Annotated in this window: 22 protein-coding genes; 7 read left to right on the top strand and 15 right to left on the bottom strand. The window is 70.8% G+C overall.

Going from position 1 to position 22,225, the window contains the following annotated elements; all coding sequences use genetic code 11:
* Positions 1–83: 83 nt before the first annotated feature.
* On the bottom strand, positions 84–236 hold the full coding sequence (locus tag ACFWY9_RS29205; protein ID WP_378322903.1) for a hypothetical protein: 153 nt from the start codon (positions 234–236) through the stop codon (positions 84–86).
* Between the two features lie 364 nt (positions 237–600).
* Between ACFWY9_RS29205 and ACFWY9_RS29200 the strand changes: the two genes are divergently transcribed.
* Positions 601–1,359, top strand: coding sequence for a BTAD domain-containing putative transcriptional regulator (locus ACFWY9_RS29200; protein WP_378323125.1), 759 nt, complete (start codon positions 601–603; stop codon positions 1,357–1,359).
* An 8-nt stretch (positions 1,360–1,367) separates the two neighbouring features.
* Here the strand turns inward: ACFWY9_RS29200 and ACFWY9_RS29195 are convergent, their stop codons facing one another.
* The 4 genes from ACFWY9_RS29195 to ACFWY9_RS29180 are packed head-to-tail and all read right to left on the bottom strand — an operon-like array spanning position 1,368 to position 4,124.
* Entirely contained in the window at positions 1,368–2,102 is a 735-nt protein-coding gene (locus tag ACFWY9_RS29195) for an FkbM family methyltransferase (RefSeq protein ID WP_378340396.1), read from the bottom strand.
* 14 nt (positions 2,103–2,116) lie between these two features.
* Positions 2,117–2,770, bottom strand: a complete 654-nt coding sequence (locus ACFWY9_RS29190; protein WP_378322905.1) for a response regulator — start codon at positions 2,768–2,770, stop codon at positions 2,117–2,119.
* Positions 2,767–3,915 carry a sensor histidine kinase gene (locus ACFWY9_RS29185; RefSeq protein WP_378340395.1) on the bottom strand — a complete coding sequence of 383 codons (1,149 nt, stop codon included), beginning with the start codon at positions 3,913–3,915 and terminating at the stop codon, positions 2,767–2,769. The genes ACFWY9_RS29190 and ACFWY9_RS29185 overlap by 4 nt, the downstream gene beginning before the upstream one ends.
* Positions 3,916–3,935: 20 nt before the next feature.
* On the bottom strand, positions 3,936–4,124 hold the full coding sequence (locus ACFWY9_RS29180) for a hypothetical protein (RefSeq protein ID WP_378340394.1): 189 nt from the start codon (positions 4,122–4,124) through the stop codon (positions 3,936–3,938).
* On the opposite strand from ACFWY9_RS29180, the gene ACFWY9_RS29175 reads away from it, so the two are divergent.
* Positions 4,108–5,106: an alpha/beta hydrolase gene (locus ACFWY9_RS29175; protein ID WP_378340393.1), complete on the top strand. Its 999-nt coding sequence runs from the start codon at positions 4,108–4,110 to the stop codon at positions 5,104–5,106. The genes ACFWY9_RS29180 and ACFWY9_RS29175 overlap by 17 nt on opposite strands.
* On the opposite strand, the gene ACFWY9_RS29170 is transcribed toward ACFWY9_RS29175, so the two are convergent.
* The 3 genes from ACFWY9_RS29170 to ACFWY9_RS29160 form a co-directional block, all read right to left on the bottom strand.
* Positions 5,107–7,260, bottom strand: coding sequence for a trehalase family glycosidase (locus ACFWY9_RS29170; RefSeq protein ID WP_378340392.1), 2,154 nt, complete (start codon positions 7,258–7,260; stop codon positions 5,107–5,109).
* 84 nt (positions 7,261–7,344) lie between these two features.
* Positions 7,345–7,677, bottom strand: coding sequence for a hypothetical protein (locus ACFWY9_RS29165; RefSeq protein ID WP_378322909.1), 333 nt, complete (start codon positions 7,675–7,677; stop codon positions 7,345–7,347).
* Positions 7,678–7,773: 96 nt separating this feature from the next.
* Positions 7,774–9,069 carry an erythromycin esterase family protein gene (locus tag ACFWY9_RS29160; RefSeq protein ID WP_378322910.1) on the bottom strand — a complete coding sequence of 432 codons (1,296 nt, stop codon included), beginning with the start codon at positions 9,067–9,069 and terminating at the stop codon, positions 7,774–7,776.
* Positions 9,070–9,135: 66 nt separating this feature from the next.
* Here ACFWY9_RS29160 and ACFWY9_RS29155 point away from each other — a divergent pair, with 66 nt between their 5' ends.
* Complete coding sequence (locus ACFWY9_RS29155; protein ID WP_378340391.1) at positions 9,136–9,675, top strand: helix-turn-helix domain-containing protein; 540 nt, start codon at positions 9,136–9,138, stop codon at positions 9,673–9,675.
* A gap of 49 nt (positions 9,676–9,724) precedes the next feature.
* Here ACFWY9_RS29155 and ACFWY9_RS29150 read toward each other — a convergent pair whose 3' ends face one another.
* Complete coding sequence (locus ACFWY9_RS29150; protein WP_378322912.1) at positions 9,725–10,597, bottom strand: NAD(P)-dependent oxidoreductase; 873 nt, start codon at positions 10,595–10,597, stop codon at positions 9,725–9,727.
* Between the two features lie 11 nt (positions 10,598–10,608).
* The gene (locus ACFWY9_RS29145) at positions 10,609–11,481 is read right to left on the bottom strand and encodes an NAD(P)-dependent oxidoreductase (protein WP_378322913.1); all 873 of its coding nucleotides are present in this window, start codon (positions 11,479–11,481) and stop codon (positions 10,609–10,611) included.
* A 93-nt stretch (positions 11,482–11,574) separates the two neighbouring features.
* Between ACFWY9_RS29145 and ACFWY9_RS29140 the strand changes: the two genes are divergently transcribed.
* Positions 11,575–14,718, top strand: coding sequence for a BTAD domain-containing putative transcriptional regulator (locus ACFWY9_RS29140; RefSeq protein WP_378322914.1), 3,144 nt, complete (start codon positions 11,575–11,577; stop codon positions 14,716–14,718).
* Here the strand turns inward: ACFWY9_RS29140 and ACFWY9_RS29135 are convergent.
* A complete protein-coding gene (locus tag ACFWY9_RS29135; RefSeq protein ID WP_378322916.1) occupies positions 14,715–16,202 on the bottom strand; it encodes a class I adenylate-forming enzyme family protein in 1,488 nt (495 codons plus the stop codon). The genes ACFWY9_RS29140 and ACFWY9_RS29135 overlap by 4 nt on opposite strands.
* A gap of 177 nt (positions 16,203–16,379) precedes the next feature.
* On the opposite strand from ACFWY9_RS29135, the gene ACFWY9_RS29130 reads away from it, so the two are divergent.
* Positions 16,380–17,393 (top strand): squalene cyclase, encoded by a 1,014-nt coding sequence (locus ACFWY9_RS29130; protein WP_378322917.1) that lies wholly within the window; start codon positions 16,380–16,382, stop codon positions 17,391–17,393.
* Here the strand turns inward: ACFWY9_RS29130 and ACFWY9_RS29125 are convergent.
* From ACFWY9_RS29125 to ACFWY9_RS29115, 3 genes are all read right to left on the bottom strand, one after another.
* A complete protein-coding gene (locus ACFWY9_RS29125) occupies positions 17,357–18,223 on the bottom strand; it encodes an SAM-dependent methyltransferase (RefSeq protein WP_378322918.1) in 867 nt (288 codons plus the stop codon). The genes ACFWY9_RS29130 and ACFWY9_RS29125 overlap by 37 nt on opposite strands.
* Before the next feature lie 79 nt (positions 18,224–18,302).
* Positions 18,303–19,106 carry an aminotransferase class IV family protein gene (locus tag ACFWY9_RS29120; RefSeq protein ID WP_378322919.1) on the bottom strand — a complete coding sequence of 268 codons (804 nt, stop codon included), beginning with the start codon at positions 19,104–19,106 and terminating at the stop codon, positions 18,303–18,305.
* Positions 19,107–19,202: 96 nt separating this feature from the next.
* Positions 19,203–19,919: a S1 family peptidase gene (locus ACFWY9_RS29115; RefSeq protein ID WP_378322921.1), complete on the bottom strand. Its 717-nt coding sequence runs from the start codon at positions 19,917–19,919 to the stop codon at positions 19,203–19,205.
* Between the two features lie 262 nt (positions 19,920–20,181).
* Between ACFWY9_RS29115 and ACFWY9_RS29110 the strand changes: the two genes are divergently transcribed.
* Positions 20,182–20,547 (top strand): RNA-binding S4 domain-containing protein, encoded by a 366-nt coding sequence (locus tag ACFWY9_RS29110; protein ID WP_378322922.1) that lies wholly within the window; start codon positions 20,182–20,184, stop codon positions 20,545–20,547.
* Here the strand turns inward: ACFWY9_RS29110 and ACFWY9_RS29105 are convergent.
* Positions 20,544–21,212, bottom strand: coding sequence for a TetR/AcrR family transcriptional regulator (locus tag ACFWY9_RS29105; protein WP_378322923.1), 669 nt, complete (start codon positions 21,210–21,212; stop codon positions 20,544–20,546). The genes ACFWY9_RS29110 and ACFWY9_RS29105 overlap by 4 nt on opposite strands.
* A gap of 77 nt (positions 21,213–21,289) precedes the next feature.
* On the opposite strand from ACFWY9_RS29105, the gene ACFWY9_RS29100 reads away from it, so the two are divergent.
* Positions 21,290–22,219, top strand: coding sequence for an MBL fold metallo-hydrolase (locus ACFWY9_RS29100; RefSeq protein ID WP_378322925.1), 930 nt, complete (start codon positions 21,290–21,292; stop codon positions 22,217–22,219).
* The last annotated feature ends 6 nt before the right edge of the window (positions 22,220–22,225 follow it).

The following is a 22,225-nucleotide window of genomic DNA, read 5'->3' as shown; positions in this document are numbered from 1 at the left end:
GGTGGAGCTCCACTCGGACAGGACACCGACGCAGTCATTCACCGTGGCTCACCGGGCACCCCGGCCGCCGCCACGGCCACGCCCTACGCGGCCACCAGAATCGGGTTCGGCTTGCCGCACGCCCGCACGAACGGCCGGTAGTGCCGGTTCCAGCAGAAGATGCAGCCGATCGTCTTCACCATCGGCTTGGTCCCCGGCGTCGCCGCCGCCCGGGACAATGTGCTCGTCCTTTTCATCCTTCGCCACCTCCTTCCCGTGCCGCCGGCGTCGTCCGCACCCGATCGGGAAATACGTGTGACGCGACATTCGCCGGCTCGAACAACCAGAACGCCGACGACGCTAGGACACGGCAACTAATTCCGGCCAAAGGCGCGATTAAGGCAGGAATGCGGATAACACGGCAAAGCGAAGTCGTTCATGGACAGTGCGTCACGAAAAGAACTGGTAACACCTGACCATGGTATTCCGACGTTACGATCGTGACGCCCGTGTCCGCCGCGAGACGACACGACGCGGACGCGGTGCGGGCCGTCAAGGGGGGACACAGTGGCCGCACACGACGTTGACGAATTTCCGCTGGAGTTTCGCGTGCTCGGCCTCATGGAGGTGACGAGGGGCACCACCCGATGCACACCCAGTGCGCCGAAGAAACGCGCGGTACTCGCCATTTTGTTGCTACACGCGAACCAATTCATTCCGGTGGATCTCCTGGTCGAGGTCCTTTGGGGCGGTCGCTCACCCGCGAAAGCGATCTCGGCCCTTCATGTGTACATCGCCGCGCTGCGCAAAGCACTCGCGCCTGGCCACGACCGGCCTCCGCACCCGCTGATCGAAACCTGGCCGAACGGCTACCGGCTGTGCGCCGACCAGGACCGGATCGACCTGTACCGGTTCCACAGCCTGGCCGAGCAGGGCGACCGGGCCATGCTGGCAGGGCGGCCGGAGCAGGCGTCGGCGTTGCTGGGCACGGCGCTGCGCATGTGGCGTGGCCCGGCACTCGCCGACATCGCCGACATCGGCCTGCTGCACACCTACGCGGACGGGCTCGACAGCACCCGGCTCGCCGTTCTGGAACGCCGGATCGAGGCCGATCTCCGGCTCGGCAGGCACGCTCTGGTGGCCGACGAACTGGAAACGCTCTGCCGGCGGCATCCGCTGCGGGAGTCGATGCACCGCCAGCTCATCATCGCCCAGCTGCGCTCCGGCCGTCGCGCGGACGCACTCGCGTCGTATCAGCGCATCCGCCGCGAACTCATCGAAACCCTCGGCCTCGAACCCAGCGAAACGCTCCAGAGCACCCTGCAGGCTGTCTTGCGGGGTGCCGAACCGGACCACGAACAGCACTCGCGCGGCGGCTGAGGGAGACGTCAGTCCTTTGCCGCGGGCCGGAAGAGATAGTTGTTGGTGTGCGGGCAAACCCGGTCGACACCGTGCCAGCCACGCCGCCAGGCGTACATGCGGTAGCCGCGAGCGGTCAGCCAGCGGACGACGTCGTCCGGGGTGTACGCGTAGCGCTCGGTGTGCCGCGCTTCGATTTCGACGAGCATCGTCGGCCGGAACGTCTCGACGGTTTGCTCCCCGCCTTGCAGGACGTGCAGTTCGCCGCCTTCGACGTCGATCTTGAGGAAGTCGAGCCGGGTCAGCCCCGTGCCGGCGCGGAACCCGTCGAGCGTTTCGGCGTCGACGAGCATGTCGACGTGGTAGGCGTACTCGGCATTGGAACCGAGCCCGGTGGTCTTCCAGTCGAGAAAGGACCTGCTGGTGGCGGGACCGTGCGGGCCGAACGGGACGCGCATCGCGGCCCGGCCTGGAGTGGCGCCCAGCGCGACGGTGTGCCGGACGACGTTGGGCCGCTCCCACGCGCCGAGCACCCGCGTCCACAAAGGATGGGAGAAGGCCAGCGGCTCGATGCTGTGCACCGTTCCGGCGGTCCCGACGAGCTGGGAAAGTGCCTGGCTGTACAAACCGGCTGCCGCGCCGACGTCGACGCACACGTCGCCGGGGCCGACCAGTTCGCGCAGGGTGTGCAGTTCGGTGTCCAGGCAAGGCGTCCAGCGAGCGAGCGCGTGCGTCGTCGCGGTGGTGAGAGCGGAGCGGAGCATCGGTTTCCCCTCGTTCAACGTGGTGTCACCAGGCCCGCTTCGTAGGCGATGATGACGAGGTGGACGCGGTCGCGAGCGTCGAGCTTGGTGAACAGGCGCGCCACGTGTGCCTTGGCGGTGGCGGCGCTGATGTACAGCTCGGCGGCGATCTCGCGGTTGGACAGGCCACGGCCGACCAGGGTCAGCACCTCGCGTTCCCGTTCGGTGATCCCGGTGAGCGGACGGCGGGCGGGCGCCGGTTCGGCACGGCAGGCGAAATCCGCGATCAGCCGCCGGGTGACACCCGGGGCGATGAGCGCGTCGCCGGAAGCGACAACGCGGATCGCGGCGAGGATGTCGTCGAGCGCCATGTCCTTGACGAGGAATCCGCTGGCGCCTGCCCGAAGCGCGCCGTACACGTATTCGTCTTCGTCGAAAGTGGTGAGCACGAGGACGTGCGGTGGTCCGGCCCCGGCGACGATCCGCCGGGTGGCCTCGATGCCGTCCATACCCGGCATCCGGATGTCCATCACCACCACGTCCGGGCGGGTCTCCCGGACCAGCTCGATCGCCTCGGCGCCCGTCCCCGCCTCACCGGCCACGACGAGATCTTCGGTCTCCCCGATGAGGACACGCAGACCGCTCCGGATCAGGGGCTGGTCGTCGGCGAGAGCGACCCGGATCGTCATCGGACGCCCACCGGCACGGGAATCCGCGCGGTGACCCGGAACCCGCCCTCGGGACGCGGTCCGGCCGTGAATTCACCACGGAGCAGCGTGACCCGCTCACGCATTCCGCGGAGACCATGGCCCGCGCTCGGCTCCCCGCCCTGCCCGTCGTCGGTGACCTCGACGAACAGCTCACCGTCCCGCTGGTCGAGGACCACCTCGCACCGATCGGTTCCGGCGTGCCGGATCACGTTGGTGACCGCTTCCTGGACGATCCGGAACGCCGACAGGTCGACATCGGGTGGCAGCGGGCTCCGGGCACCGCGCCACTCGACGTCCACGCGCACCCCGGCGCCGAGGGACCGCGCGACCAGGTCGTCGAGATCACCGAGGCCGTGCTGCGGGACAACGGGTTCGCCGTCGGACCGGCGCAGCGCGCCGATCATCCGGCGCAGCCCGGCGAGAGTGTCCCGGCTGGCGGTCTCGATGGCGCGCAGGGCTTCACCTGCCTCCGCGGGCCGAGTATCGATCACCCGGCCGGCCATCCCGGACTGGATGGCGATCACGCCGATGGTGTGCGCGACCATGTCGTGCAGCTCCCTGGCGATCCGCAGCCGCTCCGCCTGCACCGCCTCCGCCTCGGCCTGCGCCTGGCGCGCCCGCTGGTACTGCCGCCGCATGCGGATCGTGTTCCCGGCGAGCCAGGCGACGAGCCAGAAGACGAGCAGCACCAACGCCCGGAGAACGACGTCGAGCTTGCTGGTGTCCCACGGCCCGACGACGTCCGCGATGACGAGCTGCCCGGCGAACGTCGCCGCGCCGGCGCCGAGCGAAACTCGCGGGCGGAGGCTGGCCGCGAGGTAGCCGACGACGAGGTCGGTGGCCAGCGCTTGGAGGATCTGGGCCGCGGCCTGGTACCCGGGCAGCGGCGTCAGCCAGACCACCACCATCTCGGCGAGCAGCAGGCCCAGCACGACCAGCGGACGGCGCCGCAGGACGCAGAACGGCAGCGCCAGGCTCAGCGTGACCAGGACATAGGGCGGGCCGCCGCGCGCGATCCAGTAAGTCAGGAAGACGGGAGACAGCGCGAGCGCCGTCCACGCCAGAACCGTCCACGCTCTCGCGGGCAGCAGCCCGCGTGGCAGGCGACGGAGTGTGACAGGCATGCGGCGAGCGTAGCCAGCGATCACCGGGAGGGCATCGGCTCGCGGGCGTACGCCCGCGGGCTACCTTCCGCCGCGAACAGTGCGGTCGGCGGGCCGACGAAAAGCGCCCGGCGAATCGGCACCGTTTTCCCGGTGACCGAATTCCCGAGGAACCGCCGAGGATGGATCCCGGCGCTCACCACCGTCGCAATGATGGTGGCGTCTGCCACGACGACACCGCCGCTCCCGATCGCCGCGCTCCCTGCCGGAACCGCGGCGTGGCGCGCCGACCACCGGCACCTCCCGGACCCCGTGCACGCCGATCCCGTTGACGTACACCGTTTTCTGGACGCGGCCGACGAGTCCGGGCGCCAGGAACTCGTGGCCCGGTATCCGGCCGTGATCGGTGCGCTGGACGGCGCGCCGCCCGGACTGCGCTACGCGGCAAACCATTTCCTCATGCGTGCGGCAGGGCCGCCGTACCGCGACCAGGCCGGGCAGTTCCTGCTCTTCGACCCGCGGGGCGACGGCCGGGTGGCGCAGGTGTTCGGGAACCTGTCGACGGCCGGCCGGATCGCCGTCCTGGTCCCCGGAGTGGCGAACCAGGCGGGAACCTTCTGGTCCGGGCTGGGCGGATACCGCTACCGTGCCCCCGCGGTGCAGGCGGCCGACCTGTACCGCTCAGCCATCGCGCGTGGTGCGGAGAACTTCGCCGTGATCGCCTGGCTCGGTTACGACACGCCGGACGGCGTGGGCATTTCCGCGGCACGCGAGGACCTCGCGCGGGCGGGAGCGGTGGCCCTGCGACGGTTCGTGGCCGGGCTCGCCGTCGTCCGTCCACACGCGACCTTGGCATTGCTGGGGCACAGCTACGGTTCGACGGTGGTCGGGCTCGCGGCACCTGAGCTGCCACCGGCGGTCACGGACATCGCGGCCTTCGGTAGCCCGGGAATGGGCGTAGCCGACGTCACCGGACTGCGTACCAGCGCACGGGTCTGGGCCGGGCAGTCCACAGAGGACTGGATCCGCTGGGTACCCGGGGTGCGGCTGTTCGGGCTCGGCCACGGCACCAAACCCGCCGACCTGGGTTTCGGTGCTCGCGTCTTCGCCACGTCGGACGTGCCCGACCACGATCACTACCTCAGCCCCGGTACCGACTCGCTGGCCTCCCTGACCCGGATCGCCGTGTCCGGCACCGACACTCCGCCGTGATCACCCGGCGAGCAGAGTCAGCACCAGCGCGGCTGACCAGCTGAAGTTGGTGGCGTTGCGCCCTTCTCCGGTCACCGAGTTGTAGTTCTCCCTGATGGGCGCGTTTCCGCTCAGTCCATCGGCATTGGTCATCAGCTTGTCCCGCGCCCGGCGCGCGTCGCCGCCGTAGCCGTACGCTTCGAGCGCCTTGATCCCGAAATACGCCTGGTCCACCCAGGTGGTGCCGCGCCAGTAACCGTTGGGGTCGAACTTGGCCGAGTTCCGCGCGACGGTGGGGAAAGGCACGGTCGTGGCGAACTGGTCCGGGTCGATCAGGCTCTGCCGCACTCGCGCCGCCTGGTCGGGAGCCGCGACGCCCGCCCACAACGGGATGAGCGCTTCGGTTCCCTTTCCCCGCTCGACGAGCGGCCGGTGGGTCTCGATGTCGACGTCGTAGAAGAAGCCGCTTCCGCGGTCGTACATGAGTTCGCGGACCCGCGCGGCGAGCTTGTCGGCCTGCCGGGTCAGTTCGCCGGCGCGCGCGTGGTCTCCGAGCGCACGGGCGATCTCGGCGAGATAATGCTTGTCCGCCACGAGATAGGCGTTGAGGTCGACCGATTCCTGGTTGAGCGAGTAGCCGACGACCCGCCCGCGTGTGTCCACATTGGTCAGTACACGCATGGTCGTGCCCTTGTCGAACCGCGGCGCGTCGTCCATCCCGCTCTCCCAGGCCGCCGCCTCCAGCCGCGTCGCGTCGTCGCGGTTGAGCGGATCGACGGTGGCGCCGTACTCGGCGAGCCCGTCGCGATCGTGGTCCCGGTTGCGGAACCACCATTCGTGCTGGGCGAGGAGTTTCGGGTACATCTCGCGCAGGAACGCGAGATCGTGCCCCTGCCGGAAGGTCTGCCACACCGCCCACGCACCGAGCGGCGGCTTGGTGTTGCGCAGGTTCACCCCGGAACTGTCCATATTGTACATCACGACGTCCGGCAGCATCCCCGCGTCCTGTCCGCGCCCCGGGGTGGCGGCGGTGATCTGGTGCTCGTACACCGAGCGCAGCACGGACTCGGCGAGTCCTGGCGAGAACCGGGCGGCGCCGACGGCCTCTTTGAAGCTGTCCCAAGGCCAGTAGCCCGCGGCGAAGTCGCTGTTGGTCAAGGAAGGCGTGATCCCGGCCTGACGCAGATCGCCCGCGGCACCCCGCCAGTTCGTGGTCAGCGTCTCGATCGCCTTGACCGCGGTGCGCCGGCCCCCCGGCGCGACTCCGGCGAGCCCGCGCCGCAGATATTCACGCCAGCGCTGGTCGACCCGCTCCGCCGCCAGGTGCGGAGCCCAGGTTGCCGCCTGCAGCGTCTTCGCCTCCCGATCACGTTCGGCCGCGGTGAACGTGTAGCTCTCGCCCCAAGCCAGCTCGTTCGCCGCGCCGGGGGCGAGGCGAAGCGCGTCGCGCCGGGTGGTCCGATAGCCGTCCCCTGTCACCACGGTGGACACCGGTTCCGGATGGACGACCCGGAATTCCTCGGTGCCGTCGGTGACGAACTTCCCCGGCTCCCGCACCTTGGCGAACTCCACCCGGACCCCGTCGCGATCCCCGCGCAGCCGCGGCGCCGAGCGCACCGGTTCGGTGCCGTGGCGGAGCAATTCGCCGTTCCACGAAACGCGGATGGCCCGTGGACGCGGCGCGAGATTGCGGATCCGGGCCTGCACGAGGGCGCTGCGATCGGACACGAACCGCAGGCCGAGTTCGACTTCGAGACCGGGAAGGCGATAGGTCTGCACCAGGCGGCCGGGATAGGCGTGCATCTCCGGCGCCGGGTCGGCCGAGAGCGGGATCGCGCGCCCGGTTTCGTCCTCGGTCAGCGAGATCCGGGTGAAGGCCTGGCTCAGGTACCAGGGCCCTTCCTGCGCGAGGTAGAGCGGCCCGGTGAACCCGCCGTAGTGCGCGGTGTCCCCGGCCGCGGGCAGCGCGTAGGCGTGCCAGGCCCCGGCGTCGGAGAACACGGAGATCGGGTTGGACTTCGGCGGTTCCGCGCGATCCGGGGTGCCGCGCCGGTCGAGCACGTCCGCGTAGCCGCCCACGTCCGCCTCGTCACGCTGGTGCGCCGTCGCCGGGGTGGCCCCGAGCACCGCCGCGAACGCGATCACCGTGCTGAACACCGCGATGCCCCTGCGCACCCCTGCGTACCTCCTTGTACGGCAAATCCGCGGGCCATCGGCCCACGGCGGAAGAGTCTCCCGGTGGCTGTCGATTCCCCGCGATCAGCGAGGACGTCTCACCGGCCTGCCCGCGCCGGGACCGGGCCCCGCGACGGGACCACGGCCGGCGGGCGGGCGCGGCGGGCGGGCCTGACGGGGCGGGGCGGCCTGCGGCGCCCGAGCGGGCCCAGCCGGACGCGGGCGGCGCTCATCCGGGTCGGGCCGGTTCACCCACGAGTCGAACAGGAGCACCAGCCCGGCGAGCACCAGGAAGAGCATTCCGATGACCAGCCCGCCGGACACGGCGATCAGAATCGCCACCAGCACCAGGGGCAGCACCGCACACCAGCAGTACGGATCGATTCGCCCGAACAGCGGACGCCGTCTCTCCGGCACTCGTTTCTCACCTCAGTCATCGTCGCGGTCTCCCCCGATGGTTCCACTTCGCAGGGCTGGGTGCCATAAGCCCAGGTCAGGACGCGACAAGGGACGTCAGCGAGCGGGGAACCGCTGCCGCACGTCGGGGTGCGAACGGGCGACGACGTCCGGATCGGGATCGGCCCCGCGGACGTGCGGCAGGTGCACGAGGACGTCGTAGGCGGACAGCGCGTCGACGTCGAGGTAGTGGGTTCCCATGAGCCGCTGCCGGGTCGCCGCGCGTACCTTCGCGGCGTCCTCCGGGGGCAGCCGCCGCAGGTCGACGCCGAACGGGCCGTCGTGGCTCGCCGCCATGAGGCCGTCGAGGCTGTCCGGCTCGGGCGGCTCGAGGTCCATGAAGATCTCGCCCTGGTAGAACTCCGGGCGCTCGGTGAGCGTCTGGCCCGACCCCAGCGTGACGCCGATGACCACGTAGTCCTCACCCAGCCGGTCGGCCAGCCGCAGCCCCAGCGGCGTCGCGGGCGGCGTGCCCGGCGGAGAACCGGGCAACACCCCGGAGGCACGCTGGATGTGGCCGTTGTGCTCGCCGAGCACAATCCGCTCCTCCCTGCCGAGCAGCCATTCGACCGTCTCCGCGACCGTGGTGTCGCGAACGGTGAGCACCCCGTGTCGCTCGCCCCGGACCAGCTGCCGCACCACCAGATCGATCGTGACCGCCTCGCGCAGCGAGCGGAGCGCGCGCTCGTAGTCCTCGACGGTGGTCGCGCGGATGTAGTCGAGCCGCCTGCCGGTGACGCGCGCCTGCAGCTCGGCGAGCCCCGCGGTCAGCGCGTCCCGGCTCTCCTGCGCGAGTTTTCCATACGCCGCAATGCCTTCCGGGATGGAGAACGCGGATGGGATCGCGAAGACATCGGCGGTTTCGCGAATCTTCGGGTCCGGGGTGAACCCGGGATCGGCCTTGGCGAGGTACGCGGTCACCGCGTCGAGACTCGGCAGCAGGGACACGACCGAGCCGCCGAGGTCGGCGCCGTAGAAGCCGAGCGGCCGCTCGTGGCCCCGCATCCACTCCAGGTGCGCGCGCAGCTGCGGCCACAGGCCCATCAGCGAAGTCACGCCGTTCGCCATGACCTGGCTCAGGTCTCCCTCGCCGGTGCGGATCCAGTCGTGGACCAGCCAGCTTTCGGTGAAACCGGTCTCCATCGCGTACGCGCTGAAGCCGTGCCGCTCGACCAGATACCGCGTCAGCCGGTGGCGCAGCATCAGGTTTTCGGCGAGGTAGTGGGATCCCTCCCCGATCGCCACCACCCTGGCGTCGCCGACCACCTCGTCCAGCCAGGCGAGATCGTCCAGCGGCCCGTCCGGATCCAGCGTCCGCAGCGGTCGTACCGCCTGCTCGCTCAGCTTGGTCATCAGCCAACCCCCCGCTCTCTGCGTTCCCAATTTTGATAACGGTAGCAGATATGGGAACGTCTGGCCGTGAACACGCTCGACCTGCTCCTGCACCCCGTCCGGAACCGCATCGTGCAAGCGATGTCCGGTGACCGCGTCCGTACCACCACGCAGCTGTGCGCCCGCCTGCCGGACGTGCCCAAGACCAGCGTGTACCGGCACGTCGGCCTGCTGGCCAAAGCGGGAATCCTGGAGGTCGTCGACGAGAAGCGCGTGCACGGCGCCGTCGAGCGCTACTACCGGCTCCAGCGCGACAACGCGAAGATCGACCTGGACCTGGCGAAGACGATGTCGCTGGAGGACCACCGCCGCGCGTTCACCGGGGCGATGGCCGCGCTGCTCGCCGAGTTCGGCAACTACCTCGACCGGGAGGACGCCGACCCGCCCGCCGATCTCGTCGGCTACCGGCAGGGCGTCATGTGGCTCACCGACGAAGAGCACGCCGAAATGGTCGAGGAACTCGTCGCACTGTTCCGGTCCCGATGGGAGAACTCCCCGGCACCGGGCCGCCGCCCGCGCCTGGCGAGCGCGATCTTCTTCCCGACCGGAGAACCCGACGAGCCGTGAAGGCCTCCTTCACGGCGCTCAACGCCGGTAAGGAGGCCTTCACGGACGGTCAGCTCGCCTTGCCCCGGATGACCTCGATCAGGCTGGTCCAGCTGTCGCGGGCGTGTCCGGCGGCGATCGCGCGGTCGTACTGCGCCTTGACGACGGCGGGCAGCTCCGGGTCGATTCCGGCGTCCCGGCTCGCGGTGTGGATGTGCTCCGCGGTGGCGCCCATCATCAGCACGTTCGCCTTGTCGCCGGGATGCGCGCCGGAGTCGATGTACTCCGCGGCCTCACCGAGCAGCGAGGACGCCAGCGCGAGATTCTCCTGCGCGTAGGGCACCAGCGTCTCGACGCTCACCCCCGCCGTGCCGAGCAACGCGCCGGCGTGCAGGAATCCGGACAGCGTGGTGAGGAACAAATCCAGCAACGCCTGGTAGTACAGCTGTGCCAGCCCCGGATCGGCACCCCGGTAGTCCGGCCGTCCGATCACCGCGAGCAGCGGTTCGATCCGGTCGAAGGTCGGCCGGGACCCGCTGTAGAACACGAAGGAATGCTCCGTGCCCACCACGGGCGCGGGCACCATGACGCCACCGGCGATCAGCTCGGCGCCGCGCGCGGCCAGCCACTCCGCGGCCACCCGGGTCCGCTCCGGCGTGTCCGAGCTGAGGTTGACCACCACCCGCCCGCGCAGGGCATCGCCCTCGGGCGCGAGGAGGTCGTACATGGCCTGGTAGTCGGTCAGGCTGAGCAGCACCACCTCGTGCGCGGCCAGCGCCTCGGCGACCGTGCCCGCACGGGTCGCGCCCTCGGCCACCAGGTCGTCCGCCCGGCTCGCGGTCCGGTTCCACACCGTCACCGGGTGACCGGCGGCCAGGTAGGAACGCACCATAGCCTGGCCCATCGGGCCGAGCCCGATCATTGTCAAACCCTTGTCACTCATGGCTTTCCTCGCTATTTCTGGAGAAGTTCGATCACGCCGGTGATGTCTTCGGCGCCGTGCCCGTCTTCGACCCGGCGCGTCAGCAACGGCCAAAGCGGGGCGAGCAGTTCGAAGCTGACGCCCTGCTCCTCCGCCACCGCCGGGAAGTTGCCGAAGGCCGCCTCCTGCATGGCCAGGTTCGACACCACGTCCCGTCCGTAGTCACCGCTGTCGATCTGCGCGGCGGCCCGCTCCACGTAACCGCCCATCGCGGTCAGCCAGCCCTGCAGCAGCGGCGCGAACTCGCCCGCCGCGATACCCGCGCTGCGGATCAGCGCGAACGCCTGCAGAATCCCCGCCATCTGGCCGTACATCCCGGACAGCAGGGCGAGATCGTGCAACGCGGCGAGCCCCGGATCGTCGCCGACGTAACGGCTTTCGCCGAAGACGTCGAACACCGCGCGGTGCGCGTCGAACGACTGCCGGTGCCCGCTGTAGAACACGAACGCGCCCGCCTGGCCGATCATCGGCGGGATCGCCATGATCCCGCCGTCGATGAACGACGCCCCGCGCGCGGACACCCATTCGTCCAGCTCCCGTGCCTGGCGCGGCGTGCCGTTGGTGAGGTTGACCACCGCCTTGCCCGCCAGCGCGTCCGCACCGGCGCCGAGCACCTCGCGCACCGACCGGTCCTCCAGCAGGCAGACGATCACCAGCTCGTTCGCCGCGATCGCTTCGGCGGCGGTCCCCGCCGCCACCGCTCCGTTCGCCACCAGGGGCGCGGCCTTGCCCGCCGAGCGGTTCCACACCGTCACCGGGTGTCCCGCGGTCAGCAGCGCACCCGCCAGCGCGCTGCCCATGGCGCCGAGCCCGAGCACGGTCACCGGTGTCCTCTTCTCGGACATGTTCTCCTCCAGTTCGTCGTCTGCCGATCACGGTGCCGGGAGGCGCGCACGGTTCGCTGCGGGTCCGCGCACGACGCCGGATACGGTGGGTTCGTGCGATTCGGGATCCTGGGGCCGCTGGCCGTGTTCACCGAGGACGACCGGCCGGTCCGGGTGCCCGAGGCGAAGGTGCGCACGCTGCTGGCGGACCTCCTGGTCCACGAGGGACGGCCGGTCTCCGCGGACCGCCTGGTCGACGACCTGTGGGGCGAGCGGCCGCCCGGCAACCCGGTGAACACCCTGCAGACGAAGGTCTCCCAGCTGCGCCGTGCGCTGGAACGCGCCGAGCCGGGACACGGCGGCGGGCTCGTCGTGCACCAGCCCCCCGGCTATCTGCTGCGGATCGAGCCGGACGCGCTGGACACCGCGCGATTCCGGACGCTGACCGAGCAGGCGCGCGGCATCGAGGATCCCCGTGCCAGGGCCGCGCTGCTGTCCGACGCGCTGGCGCTGTGGCGAGGTCCCGCGCTCGCCGAATTCGCGGACGAACCGTTCGCGCGGCCGGTGATCCAGCGGCTCGAAGAGGAGCGGCTCGTCGCGCGGGAGAACCTTGCCGAGGCGCGGCTCGCGCTCGGCGAACACGCCGCCGTCATCGGGGAACTCGCCGACCTGGTCGAGCAGCACCCCCTGCGGGAACGGCTACGCGCACTGCGGATTCGCGCGCTCTACGCGTCCGGTCGGCAGTGCGAAGCCCTGGCCTCCTACGACGAGGTACGTCATCGTCTCGCCGAGGAGCTGGGGCTCGACCCCGGCCCGGAGCTGACCGCGCTGCACCGGTCGATCCTGACGCAGGATCCGGCGCTCGACGCCGTCGAGGCCCGGCCGCCGGTCAGCCTCCCGGTGCCGCTGACCGAGCTGGTGGGCCGGACGGCCGCGGTACGGGCCGTGCGCGCGCTGGTCGGCGAATCCCGGCTGGTGACGCTGACCGGGCCGGGCGGGGTCGGCAAGACCCGCTTGGCGCTGGAGACCGCGCGACGCCTCGCGGACGGCTTCGGTGCCGGGGCGCGGCTGGTCGAACTCGCCGGGCTGGAGCGGCAGTCCTGCGAGCCGGCCGTCTGCCCGCCCGAGGAGTGGGTGGTGGAGGCGATCGCCGCCGCGCTCGGCGTCCGCGACGAGGCCGCCGCGCACCCGTCCGATCCGGCGGACCGAATCGCGGATTCCTTGCGGGGTAAGGAGATCCTGCTCGTTCTGGACAACTGCGAGCAGGTGATCGAACCGGTCGCGGCGGTCGTCGCGCGGCTGCTGCGCGCCGCACCGGAGTTGCGGATCCTCGCCACCAGCCGGGAACCGCTCGGCCTGGCCGGGGAAACGCAGTTCGCCGTCCCGCCGCTGGACTCCGACAGCGCGGTGCGGTTGTTCGCCGCCCGCGCCGCCGACGCGGCCGGAGAGTTCACTGTGGACAGTGACAACGCCGGCGCGGTCGCCGCGATCTGCCGGAAACTGGACGGATTGCCGCTGGCGCTCGAACTCGCCGCGACCCGGGTCCGCGCGCTCGGCGTCGCCGAACTGCTGCGCAGGCTGGACGACCGCTTCCGGCTGCTGGACACCACCCGCCGCGGCGCGCCCGCCCGGCAACAGACCCTGCGCGCGATGATCGACTGGAGCTGGGAGCTGCTGACCGAGCCGGAACGCCTGGTCCTGCGCAGGCTCGCGGTGCATCCCGAGGACTGCGCGCTGGACGCGGCGGAGGCGGTCTGCGCGGGGGAAGGCGTGGTGCCCGAGCAGGTCCTCGGCCTGCTCGCCAAGCTGGTCGACCGCTCGCTGGTGACGCCGGCAGGCACCACCGAGCCGCGGTACCGGCTGCTGGAATCGGTCGCGGAGTACTGCCGGGAACGCCTGCGCGACGCCGGGGAGTTCGACGCGGTGCGGCGGCGGCACGCCGACTACTACCTGGGGCTCGCCGAGCGCTCCGGCGGCGGTCTCCGGGGCCGCGAGCAGCGGCGCTGGCTGCGCCGGCTCGACGCGGACACCGCGAATCTCCGTGCCGCGCTGGAGAATCTGGCCGCGTGGGGCGAGCCGGACCGGGCCCTGCGCATGGCGAACGCCCTGACCTGGTACTGGTTCCTGCGCGGCAGGCTCACCGAGGCGATCCGCTCGCTGCGTACCGCGCTCGCCCTGCCCGGCGGTGATCCGGCGGCGCGGGCGGACGCGCGGGCGATGCTGACCGGAATCGGGATCCTGGCGGGCGAAAAAGCCGATCAGGCCGCCGACGGCACGACACCGAGTACGCGGGCCAAATGGTTCCTCGGATACGTACTGTCCACTGTGGCCGATCTGACCGGGGCCGAACGGCTGACCGAAGAGGCGCTCGCCGAGTTCGACGCCACCGGCGACGACTGGGGCATCGCCGCCGCGTGCAGCGATCTGGCCAGCCAGGCGCTGGCGAAGGGCGACGTCGCCGAAGCTCGCCGCAACGCCGACCGCAGTGCGGATCTGTTCGGCGAACTCGGCGACCAGTGGGGCCGGCTGCAGGCCTCGTTCGCCCAGGGCATCCTGGAAACGATCGCCGGGGACTACACCCGCTCCGCCGCGCGGTACACCGAGGGCCTGCGAATGGCCGAGGAACTGGAACTCTGGCCGGAGGTGTCCTATCAGCTGTCCTGGCTGGGCCGGGCCGCGCTGCTGCGGAAGAACTACGCGCAGGCAAAGGACTTTCACGAACGCGCCAAGCGGGTCGGCGTCGAGCACGGCTTCCGCCCCGGCGAGATGTACGCGCTGACGGGGCTGGCGCTCGGCGCCCGCCGGGAGGGCGAATTCGCCGTCGCAGAACAGCATCTGCGCACGCTGCTCGCCTGGAACCGGCAGGTCGACTTCGAACCCGGCAACACGCTGATCCTCGCCGAACTCGGTTTCGTCGCCGAACTACGCGGCGACCCGGAGGAGGCGCTGAGGCTGCATCGCGAAGGCTTCGCCGTCGCACACCGGTTCGGCGACCCGCGCGCGATCGCGCTGGCCATGGAGGGACTGGCCGGGGCGTACGCGCTGAGCGGCGAGCATCGGCGGGCCGCCCGGCTGCTGGGCGCCGCCGCGTCGGCGCGGGCCGGGGTGGGCGCCCCGCTGCCCGCCGCCGAACGCGACGACGTCGACCGGATCACCGGCCTGGCGAGCACCGCGCTCGGCGACGCCGTCTTCGCCGAGGAATTCCGCCGCGGTGGCGCGCTGGGCGTGGACGCGGCCCTCGACCGGTCCGGGACCTAGACGAACTGATCGCCGGACGCCCGGAGCTGCCTGCGCAGGATCTTGCCGTTTCCGTTGCGCGGCAAGGCATCCAGCCAGACGACGTCGTGCGGGACCTTGTACCAGGACAGGCGGGAGCGGACGAGGTCGATCAGCTCGGCGCCCAGCGCGTCGCCGTCTCCGCCTGGCTCGGTGCCGCTTCCGGGAGCGGCGACCACGTAGGCGCGGAGGCTGGTGTCGCCCGCCGCCAGCCGGGTGGCGCTGACCGCCGCTTCAAGCACGCGTGGATGACTTTCGAGAAGCCGCTCGACCTCACCGGGGACCACGTTCTGCCCGCCGATCACCTCGACGTCGTCCAGCCTGCCGTGTGCGTGCACGACGCCGTTCTCGTCGATCGTCGCCAGGTCCCCGGTCGGCCACCAGGTGTCGAGCAACTGGTCGGGGCCGAGGCTGCCCTTCGCGACACCACGGGTGGCGAAGGGGACGCGGATGTGCAACTCCCCTTGCGTGCCCGCGGGCAACACGTTCCCCTCGGCGTCGACGACGCGTATCGGCCGTCCCTCGAAGGCGGGCCCGACCGCCGACGGCGCGTCGTACTCGGCGGGCCGGCCGGCGGCGATCCCGCCGATCTCGGTGGCGCCGTAGAGGTTCAGCAGCCGGTCCCCGAAAATCGGCACCAGCTTCTCGCGCACCCGCGCCGAGAGCACCTCCCCGGCACACATCACCTGCCGGAGCCTGCCGAACACCTCGGCGTGGCCGGGCTCGAGCAGCAGCCGCGCCAGGAAACTCGGCTGCGCGAACAGGACCGTGACCTCGTGGCGGCGCAGGAGTTCGATCGCCGCGGCCGGGGTCGCACGCGGCCGCGAAAGCACGGTGGTCTGACCGGTTTCGAACGTGGTGAACAGCGAAATGCCCAGCCCGCCCAGGAAGTACATACGTGACACCGAAAGCGCGACGGTCCCGGGTGCCGCCTCTGCGAGCGTATTCCGCCGGCCACCGAAGTCGCGGTGGAGGTAGAAGCACAGCTTCGGCGCGCCCGTGGTGCCGGAGGTGAACACCGCCAGGGCGGCCGCGTCACCGCCGTCCGCGAACCCCGTGTCCGGCTCGCCCGCGGCCAGCGGCTCGGCGCGGGTGGTCGGCACCAGCCCCGCGGTGTCGAGCCATCCGGCGGTCTCGGGGTCGACAACGGCCAACGCGGGTTCCGCCGTCGCGACGTCGCGGGTCAGGTCCGCTTGGCTCATCTGGACGTTCACCGGAATGGCGACGACACCGGCCTGCCAGGCGCCGAGCAGGCACCACACCAGCTCGACGCTGTCGGGCAGCGCGAGCAGAACCCGGTCACCGGGACGCAGGCCCGCCGAGCGGTACCCGCCCGCCACCCGCGCCGCACCCGCGAACACCTCGGCGAACGTCCAGGCGCGGTCGTCGGCGAGATAGGCCGTCCGCTCGTTCCAGCCATGCTCACGAACATGCTCGGCCAGACGATGTGTCAGATTCTCGGACATACGCAGGACGGCTCCCCTTCACGCCTCGACGACCGGCCACCCTCAGCGGGGCCGTTTCCAGCGTTCCGGATCCGCCGCCACGCGGCCACCGAATATGCCCGTTCGACGGAGAATCCTTCACGGATCGGCAGGCCGCGCGCACTCGTCGGGGCGTATCGGGAGCATTAATGTCGTCCCATGGTCACCAGCGCCCTGCTCGATTGGCTTCGCGACTCCGATCCGGCCTTACGCTGGCAGGTCGAACGCGATCTCGCGCACGCGCCCACCGAAGTATGGGAAGCCACGCGAACGAGAATCGCGACCGAGGGCTTCGGCGCGCGTCTCCTCGCACTCCAGGACGCCGACGGCCAGTGGGCGGGCGGCGCGTTCTTCCCCGCGGACTTCGACTTTCACGGTCCGGAAGCCGCCGAAGGCGCCGGACAGCCGTGGACGGCAACGACGTGGACACTCAACTCGTTGCGGGAATGGGGCCTCGACGCCGCCGTCCTCCGCGAGCGCCGGACGGCCGAACTTCTCGCCGAGAACAGCCGCTGGGAATACGACCACCTGCCGTACTGGGGTGGCGAGGTCGACTGCTGCGTCAACGCCTGGACGGTCGCGAACGGCGTATGGCTCGGCGCCGACGTCACCGGCGTTGTCGACTGGTTCCTCGAACACCGGCTGGCCGACGGCGGCTGGAACTGCGCGTGGATCGACGGCTCGACGCGCTCGTCCTTTCCTTCGACGCTCAACACCCTCAAGGGTTTGCTGGCCTATGAGGCCGCGGCCGGCGGCACGGACGCAACGCGCGCCGCCCGCCACTCCGGGGAGGAATATCTCTTACGGCGTGGGCTGTTCCGCCGTCTCTCGACCGGCGAACCGGTGGCACCATGGGTGACCAGCTTCGCCTATCCGTTCCGCTGGTTCTACAGCGTCCTCAACGCCGCCGAGTACTTCCGTCAGGCCTCACTGGTCGACGGCACGGCCCCGGATCCGCGCGTGGCCGGCGCGATGGACCTCATCCGCGCCGCCCGGCAGCCGGACGGCACCTGGCTCCAGGCCCGCAGGCACCCCGGGCGGGTGTGGTTCGAGGTGGACGCCCCCGCCGGGGAACCGTCGAAATGGCTGACGCTGTCCGCGACCAGGGTGCTCGCCTGGTGGGATTCCCGGGTGCCTCAGGCGCGCGGCACCTCGCCGACCGCCGCCCAGTAGAACGGGCGGACCGCGTCGCGCTGCAAGATCGGGAACAGTACCTCGGGGCTGTCCGGGCGCCAGTCGGTCAGGTGCACGATGCCCGGATCCACCAGGTCGAACCCGTCGTACCAGGACGTGAACTCGGCCTTGCCGCGCAGCCAGGCCGGGTTCTGGGTGTTGCGGTAGGACTCCGCCAGCGCGCTGATCTGAGCCGCGCCCTCGGCCGGGGCGTCGTCGGTCGTGATGTGGCTGATCGCCAGCCAGCTGCTGGGGGCCAGATGCTCGCGATACCGGCGGATGATGCCCGGAACGTTGTCCGCGCCGCCGACGAAGTGCAGCACCGACACCATCAGCACGCACAACGGCTTTTCGGGGTCCAGCAGCCGTTCCGTGGTTTCGTGCTCGAAGATCTCGTCCGGTTCGCGCAGATCCGCCCGGACGATCCCCGCCCAGCCCCTGGCGTCCTGCTGGTCGAGGATGTGCTCCGAATGCGCGACCGCGACCGGCTCGTAGTCGACGTACACCACGCGTGCTTCGTCCAGTTCCGGCGCGTGCCGCCGGACGATCTCGTGCACATTCCCGACGGTCGGCACCCCGGATCCCAGATCGAGGAACTGGGTGATCCCCGCGTCCAGCGCGGCGCGCACCACCCGGCCGAGCCACTGCCGGTTCGACATCGCCAGCGGCTTGATCAGCGGGAACTGTTTGTCGGCCCGCTCACCGAAGTCGCGGTCGACCGCGTAGTTGCTCTTGCCGCCCAGATACCAGTCGTAGATCCGGGCCGTGCTGGGCCGGTCCAAGTCGACCGCGCCCGGCGCTTCCGGCGCACGCTGCCCATCGGCACTCACGAATCCGCTCCCTACCGCCGCCCGACACCACGGACCCCCAGCGTAGCGATCTCCGGAAGGGCACTGGATCCAGGCGCTCTCAGAACGCGACGAAGGGCTCCGCCCGGTATGCGCGGTGAAGCGCTTCCAGGAAAGGCGGTGCCTCCGGCAGCGACACCGATCCGAGCCGATGGACCGCGACTCCCGGGGTCCACGAATTCATGACCACGGCACCGGAAAGCGTCGGCAGATCGGCGAGGGTGACCTCCCGGACGCGCTGGGGAACCCCGAGCTTCTCCAGCTGCCGCCGGACGATGCCCATCGTGATCCCGCCCAGTACCGCGGCTTCGGGCCACACCACGGCGGTGCCGTCCCAGAAGGCCAGGTTCCAGATCGTGGCCTCGCCGAGCCGTCCCCGGCGGTCGAGGAACGCGGCGTCGTCGAAACCGTCCTCGATCGCCTTCCGGAGGAAATACGTCTTGGCCACCTCGCCGACGTGCTTCACCGAGGGCAGCATCCGTTCGTGCTCCACCGCCGCGAGTGCCAGCGGCCCGGCCGGACCGGACGCCGCCTCCCCGGTGCGGACCAGGATGTCGAGTTCCGGCTCGGGTCCACTGTGGACGAACTCGCCCGACGGCGAATACACCACCGCGGTCAGCGAAAGATCCGCCGGACCGGCTTCGGCCGCCTTCCGCAGGCAGGACCGCACGTGCTCGTCCGGCAAGGCGTGGCCGAACATCTCCAGCGAGGCGGCGCGCAGCCGCTCCAGATGAAGGTCCAGACCACGGACACCGCCCCCGCGCACCTGCATGGCGGTGAAATGGGCGTAGCCCGCGAAGGCCAGCGGCGCCAGTTCGGCCGCGGTGGCCGCCCGGCCATTGCGTTGCACGACGTGAGAACTCATACCGGCAGGCTAGGCCTTACCACCGATGTGAAGGTCAAACCGGAGTGTCGTCCGGTCCCCGTCCCGGGAACCGGACGACACGCGTAGCGAAGCCGGTCAGACGCCCGCGACCTGCTGGATCCAGGAGCGGTACTGCGTGATGTTGGTGTAGTTGGTGACGCTCTGCCGGTCGCTCGTCGAGGCGACGCCGACCTGGCGGTCGTTGCCCATCATCGGACCGCCGGAGTCGCCGCCCGCGGTGATGCCGTCGCCGTAGGTCGCCTGCACCGCGACTCCGCCGAAGGCGTCGCTCGAGTTGACCGAGTCGACGTTCACGTTGGCGTACTTCAGCAGGCGCGACTGGCAGTTGATCTCCGAGCCGCAGCGGCTGGTGGCACCCCAGCCGTAGACCTGCACGGTCTGCCCGACGTTGACGTCGTTTTCGGTGCCCAGCGGTGAATACGTGGCCTGGACGCTCTGGTCGAGCTGGATGAGGGCCAGGTCGGCGCCCTCGGGATTGATGACCGCGTCGACGCCGTTGACTACGGTGCCGCCGGTGGTCTGGTCGAGGCTGCCGACCCGGAAGGAATAGGAATTGCCCGCCTCCGCACAGTGGCGGGCGGTGAGAATCCACGTCGGCGCGATGATCGTGGCCGAGCAGGCCTGCCGCCCGTCGACGAACATCCGGGCCGCCCACGGCGCGTTGCTCGCGTACTGGCCGCCGATGATGGCGGGCTGGGCGCCGGAGGGTTCGGTGGCCGAAGCCGCCGGGGCCATTCCGGCGAGGGCGAGCGTCGCGCCGGCAAGGGTCATGGCGAAACGAACCAATTTCATCGATCACTCGATTCCGCGGCGGGAAGCCGCTGCTGAGTGGAATCAGGACGCCCCTAGCGTCACTCGATCGAGTGATCCCCCGGTACCTTCGAAAGTCGATTCCCGCGCACCATTCCCCAAACACCGACGAAAGTTCGCCGCCGAAACCGGAGCGGCCGGGTTTGCCCGATAGGTCCAGACCAATGGGTCTGGACAACCGACGCGCGGGGGTAAGCCGGACCGGGGCCCGGCGGCCCGCGCCGATGAGTCATGATGACCTGTTGTGGAGTCCACTCGCGTAGACCGCTGGCTGTGGGCGGTGCGGCTGGTCAAGACCCGGCCCGACGCCGCCGCCGCGTGCCGGGGCGGGCACGTGCGCGTCAACGACCGGCCCGCCAAGCCGGCGACGACGGTGTCACCCGGTGACGAGGTACGCGCCCACCTGAACGGCACCACCCGGATCGTCGAGGTGGCCCGGGTCATCCAGAAACGGGTCGGGGCGGCCGACGCGGCGACGTGCTTCATCGACCGGACGCCCGCGCCGCCGCCGGAGGCGTCCGTACCCGTCGCGCGCCGCGAACGGGGTGCCGGACGGCCGACGAAGCGGGACCGCCGGATCCTCGACAGGTTCCGCGCGAGTGGCGGCTAGGACTTCCGCTTCGCGAGCCGTTCGGTGTGCGCGGACCGGACTCGTGGCCGATCCGGGGTTCGGGGCGGCTCCGCCGCCAAGCCGGCGAGGACGGCCCGGATGAGCCGTTCGGCCTGGCTGTCGACGTCACGCGGGCCGTCGAGGCACATCAGCCCGTCACCGAGCAGCGCGGCCAGCCCGTGCATGGCGGGCCAGAGGACGAACTCAGCACCGGGGCGCGACGACGCGGGCAGGCCGCCGGCGTCGACGAGCCTGTCCAGCTCTTCGACGAGCACGTCGTGCGGATGCGGGGAAACCGGGTTTTCGGGCTCGCCCCGGTGCGCCCCGAACACGAGGCTCGCGACCGACGGATCCCGTAGCGTCCAGCGAACATAGCCGCGGCCGACGGCGATCAAGCGCGCCCGCGGATCCTCGCGCTGCCCGCGCGCACGCCCCGCGACGCGGCTCAGGTGCTCGCCCAGCCCGGCGAGCACGCGCCAGGACAGCGCGCGGACCAGTGCGTCGCGCGACTCGAAGTGGTGATAGGCGGCACTGGGGCTGACCCCGACCCTGGCCGAGACCTCGCGCAGGGACCAGCCCTCGGCACCGCGTTCCCGCACCAGGGACTCCGCCGCGTCGAGCAACGCGGCGCGCAGGTCACCGTGGTGATAACTCCGTCCGACCATGCCTCGATCTTATCAGTGTTCAGATTGGTGCTACGTTGGGGAAGTAATCTGAACACCGATCAGATAGGAACCGAGACATGAGCACCGGGAACCAGACCGCACTGCCGGAAGTACACCGCGCGCCGGAGCCGATCGTGCGCGGCGAGCCGGTCGAAGTCTCCGACGGCGTCTTCGTGATCCCCGACAACCGCGTGCCGCTCGTCCCGAACGTCGGCATCGTGGTCGGCACCCGCGCGGCGCTGGTCGTCGACACCGGATTGGGCCCGCGCAACGGGGAATACGTACTGGACCAGGCCCGGCGGCTCGCCGGGGGCAAGCCGCTCTACCTGACGACGACGCATTTCCATCCCGAACACGGCTTCGGCGCGCAGGCGTTCAAGGGCGCCGCGACGATCATCGGCAACCGCGCGCAGCGCGACGAACTACGCCGCAAGGGCGCGTCGTACCTCGGCATGTTCAGCGGTTTCGGCCCCGCCATCGCCGCGGAACTCGAACACGTCGAACTGACCGAGCCGGACGTCGTCTACGACGGCGACCTGGCGGAGATCGACCTCGGCAAGCACACCGCGGTGCTGCACAGCTGGGGCCCGGCACACAGCGCGGGCGACCAGGTGGTGTCCGTCGACGACCGCGTCCTGTTCGCCGGGGACCTCGCCGAGACCCGCATGTTCCCGCTCGTTCCCTGGTTTCCCCCGCACGACACCGACGCCGACCCCGGCGCGTGGCTCACGGTGCTCGACCGGATGCTCGCCCTCGATCCGGCCGTCGTCGTCCCCGGCCACGGCGAGGTCACCAACACGTCCGTCGTCGTCGAAACCCGCGACCACCTCCGGTACGTCCGCGACGAGGTCGGCCGCCTTCGCGCCGAGGGCACCGGTGACGACGAAGTCATCGCGACGATCGACGAGGCCGCCCGCGCGCGCTGGAGCACCTGGGACAACCCCGAATGGATCGCCTTCACCGCGCGAGCCTTCCTGGACGGCGAAAATGTCGGTGGTGCGGCTTAGCATGCC

Source organism: Amycolatopsis sp. NPDC059027 (assembly GCF_042739735.1).
GTDB lineage: Bacteria > Actinomycetota > Actinomycetes > Mycobacteriales > Pseudonocardiaceae > Amycolatopsis.
Note: the sequence above shows the minus strand (reverse complement) of the source record. Positions and strands in the feature narration are given on the sequence as shown.

What these genes read in the sequence shown, in the direction of transcription:
- ACFWY9_RS29205 (WP_378322903.1), bottom strand. Translation starts at nt 236, where the DNA reads ATGAAAAGGACGAGCACATTGTCCCGGGCGGCGGCGACGCCGGGGACC.
- ACFWY9_RS29200 (WP_378323125.1), top strand. Translation starts at nt 601, where the DNA reads ATGGAGGTGACGAGGGGCACCACCCGATGCACACCCAGTGCGCCGAAG.
- ACFWY9_RS29195 (WP_378340396.1), bottom strand. Translation starts at nt 2,102, where the DNA reads ATGCTCCGCTCCGCTCTCACCACCGCGACGACGCACGCGCTCGCTCGC.
- ACFWY9_RS29190 (WP_378322905.1), bottom strand. Translation starts at nt 2,770, where the DNA reads ATGACGATCCGGGTCGCTCTCGCCGACGACCAGCCCCTGATCCGGAGC.
- ACFWY9_RS29185 (WP_378340395.1), bottom strand. Translation starts at nt 3,915, where the DNA reads ATGCCTGTCACACTCCGTCGCCTGCCACGCGGGCTGCTGCCCGCGAGA.
- ACFWY9_RS29175 (WP_378340393.1), top strand. Translation starts at nt 4,108, where the DNA reads ATGGTGGCGTCTGCCACGACGACACCGCCGCTCCCGATCGCCGCGCTC.
- ACFWY9_RS29160 (WP_378322910.1), bottom strand. Translation starts at nt 9,069, where the DNA reads ATGACCAAGCTGAGCGAGCAGGCGGTACGACCGCTGCGGACGCTGGAT.
- ACFWY9_RS29150 (WP_378322912.1), bottom strand. Translation starts at nt 10,597, where the DNA reads ATGAGTGACAAGGGTTTGACAATGATCGGGCTCGGCCCGATGGGCCAG.
- ACFWY9_RS29145 (WP_378322913.1), bottom strand. Translation starts at nt 11,481, where the DNA reads ATGTCCGAGAAGAGGACACCGGTGACCGTGCTCGGGCTCGGCGCCATG.
- ACFWY9_RS29135 (WP_378322916.1), bottom strand. Translation starts at nt 16,202, where the DNA reads ATGTCCGAGAATCTGACACATCGTCTGGCCGAGCATGTTCGTGAGCAT.
- ACFWY9_RS29130 (WP_378322917.1), top strand. Translation starts at nt 16,380, where the DNA reads ATGGTCACCAGCGCCCTGCTCGATTGGCTTCGCGACTCCGATCCGGCC.
- ACFWY9_RS29120 (WP_378322919.1), bottom strand. Translation starts at nt 19,106, where the DNA reads ATGAGTTCTCACGTCGTGCAACGCAATGGCCGGGCGGCCACCGCGGCC.
- ACFWY9_RS29115 (WP_378322921.1), bottom strand. Translation starts at nt 19,919, where the DNA reads ATGAAATTGGTTCGTTTCGCCATGACCCTTGCCGGCGCGACGCTCGCC.
- ACFWY9_RS29105 (WP_378322923.1), bottom strand. Translation starts at nt 21,212, where the DNA reads ATGGTCGGACGGAGTTATCACCACGGTGACCTGCGCGCCGCGTTGCTC.
- ACFWY9_RS29100 (WP_378322925.1), top strand. Translation starts at nt 21,290, where the DNA reads ATGAGCACCGGGAACCAGACCGCACTGCCGGAAGTACACCGCGCGCCG.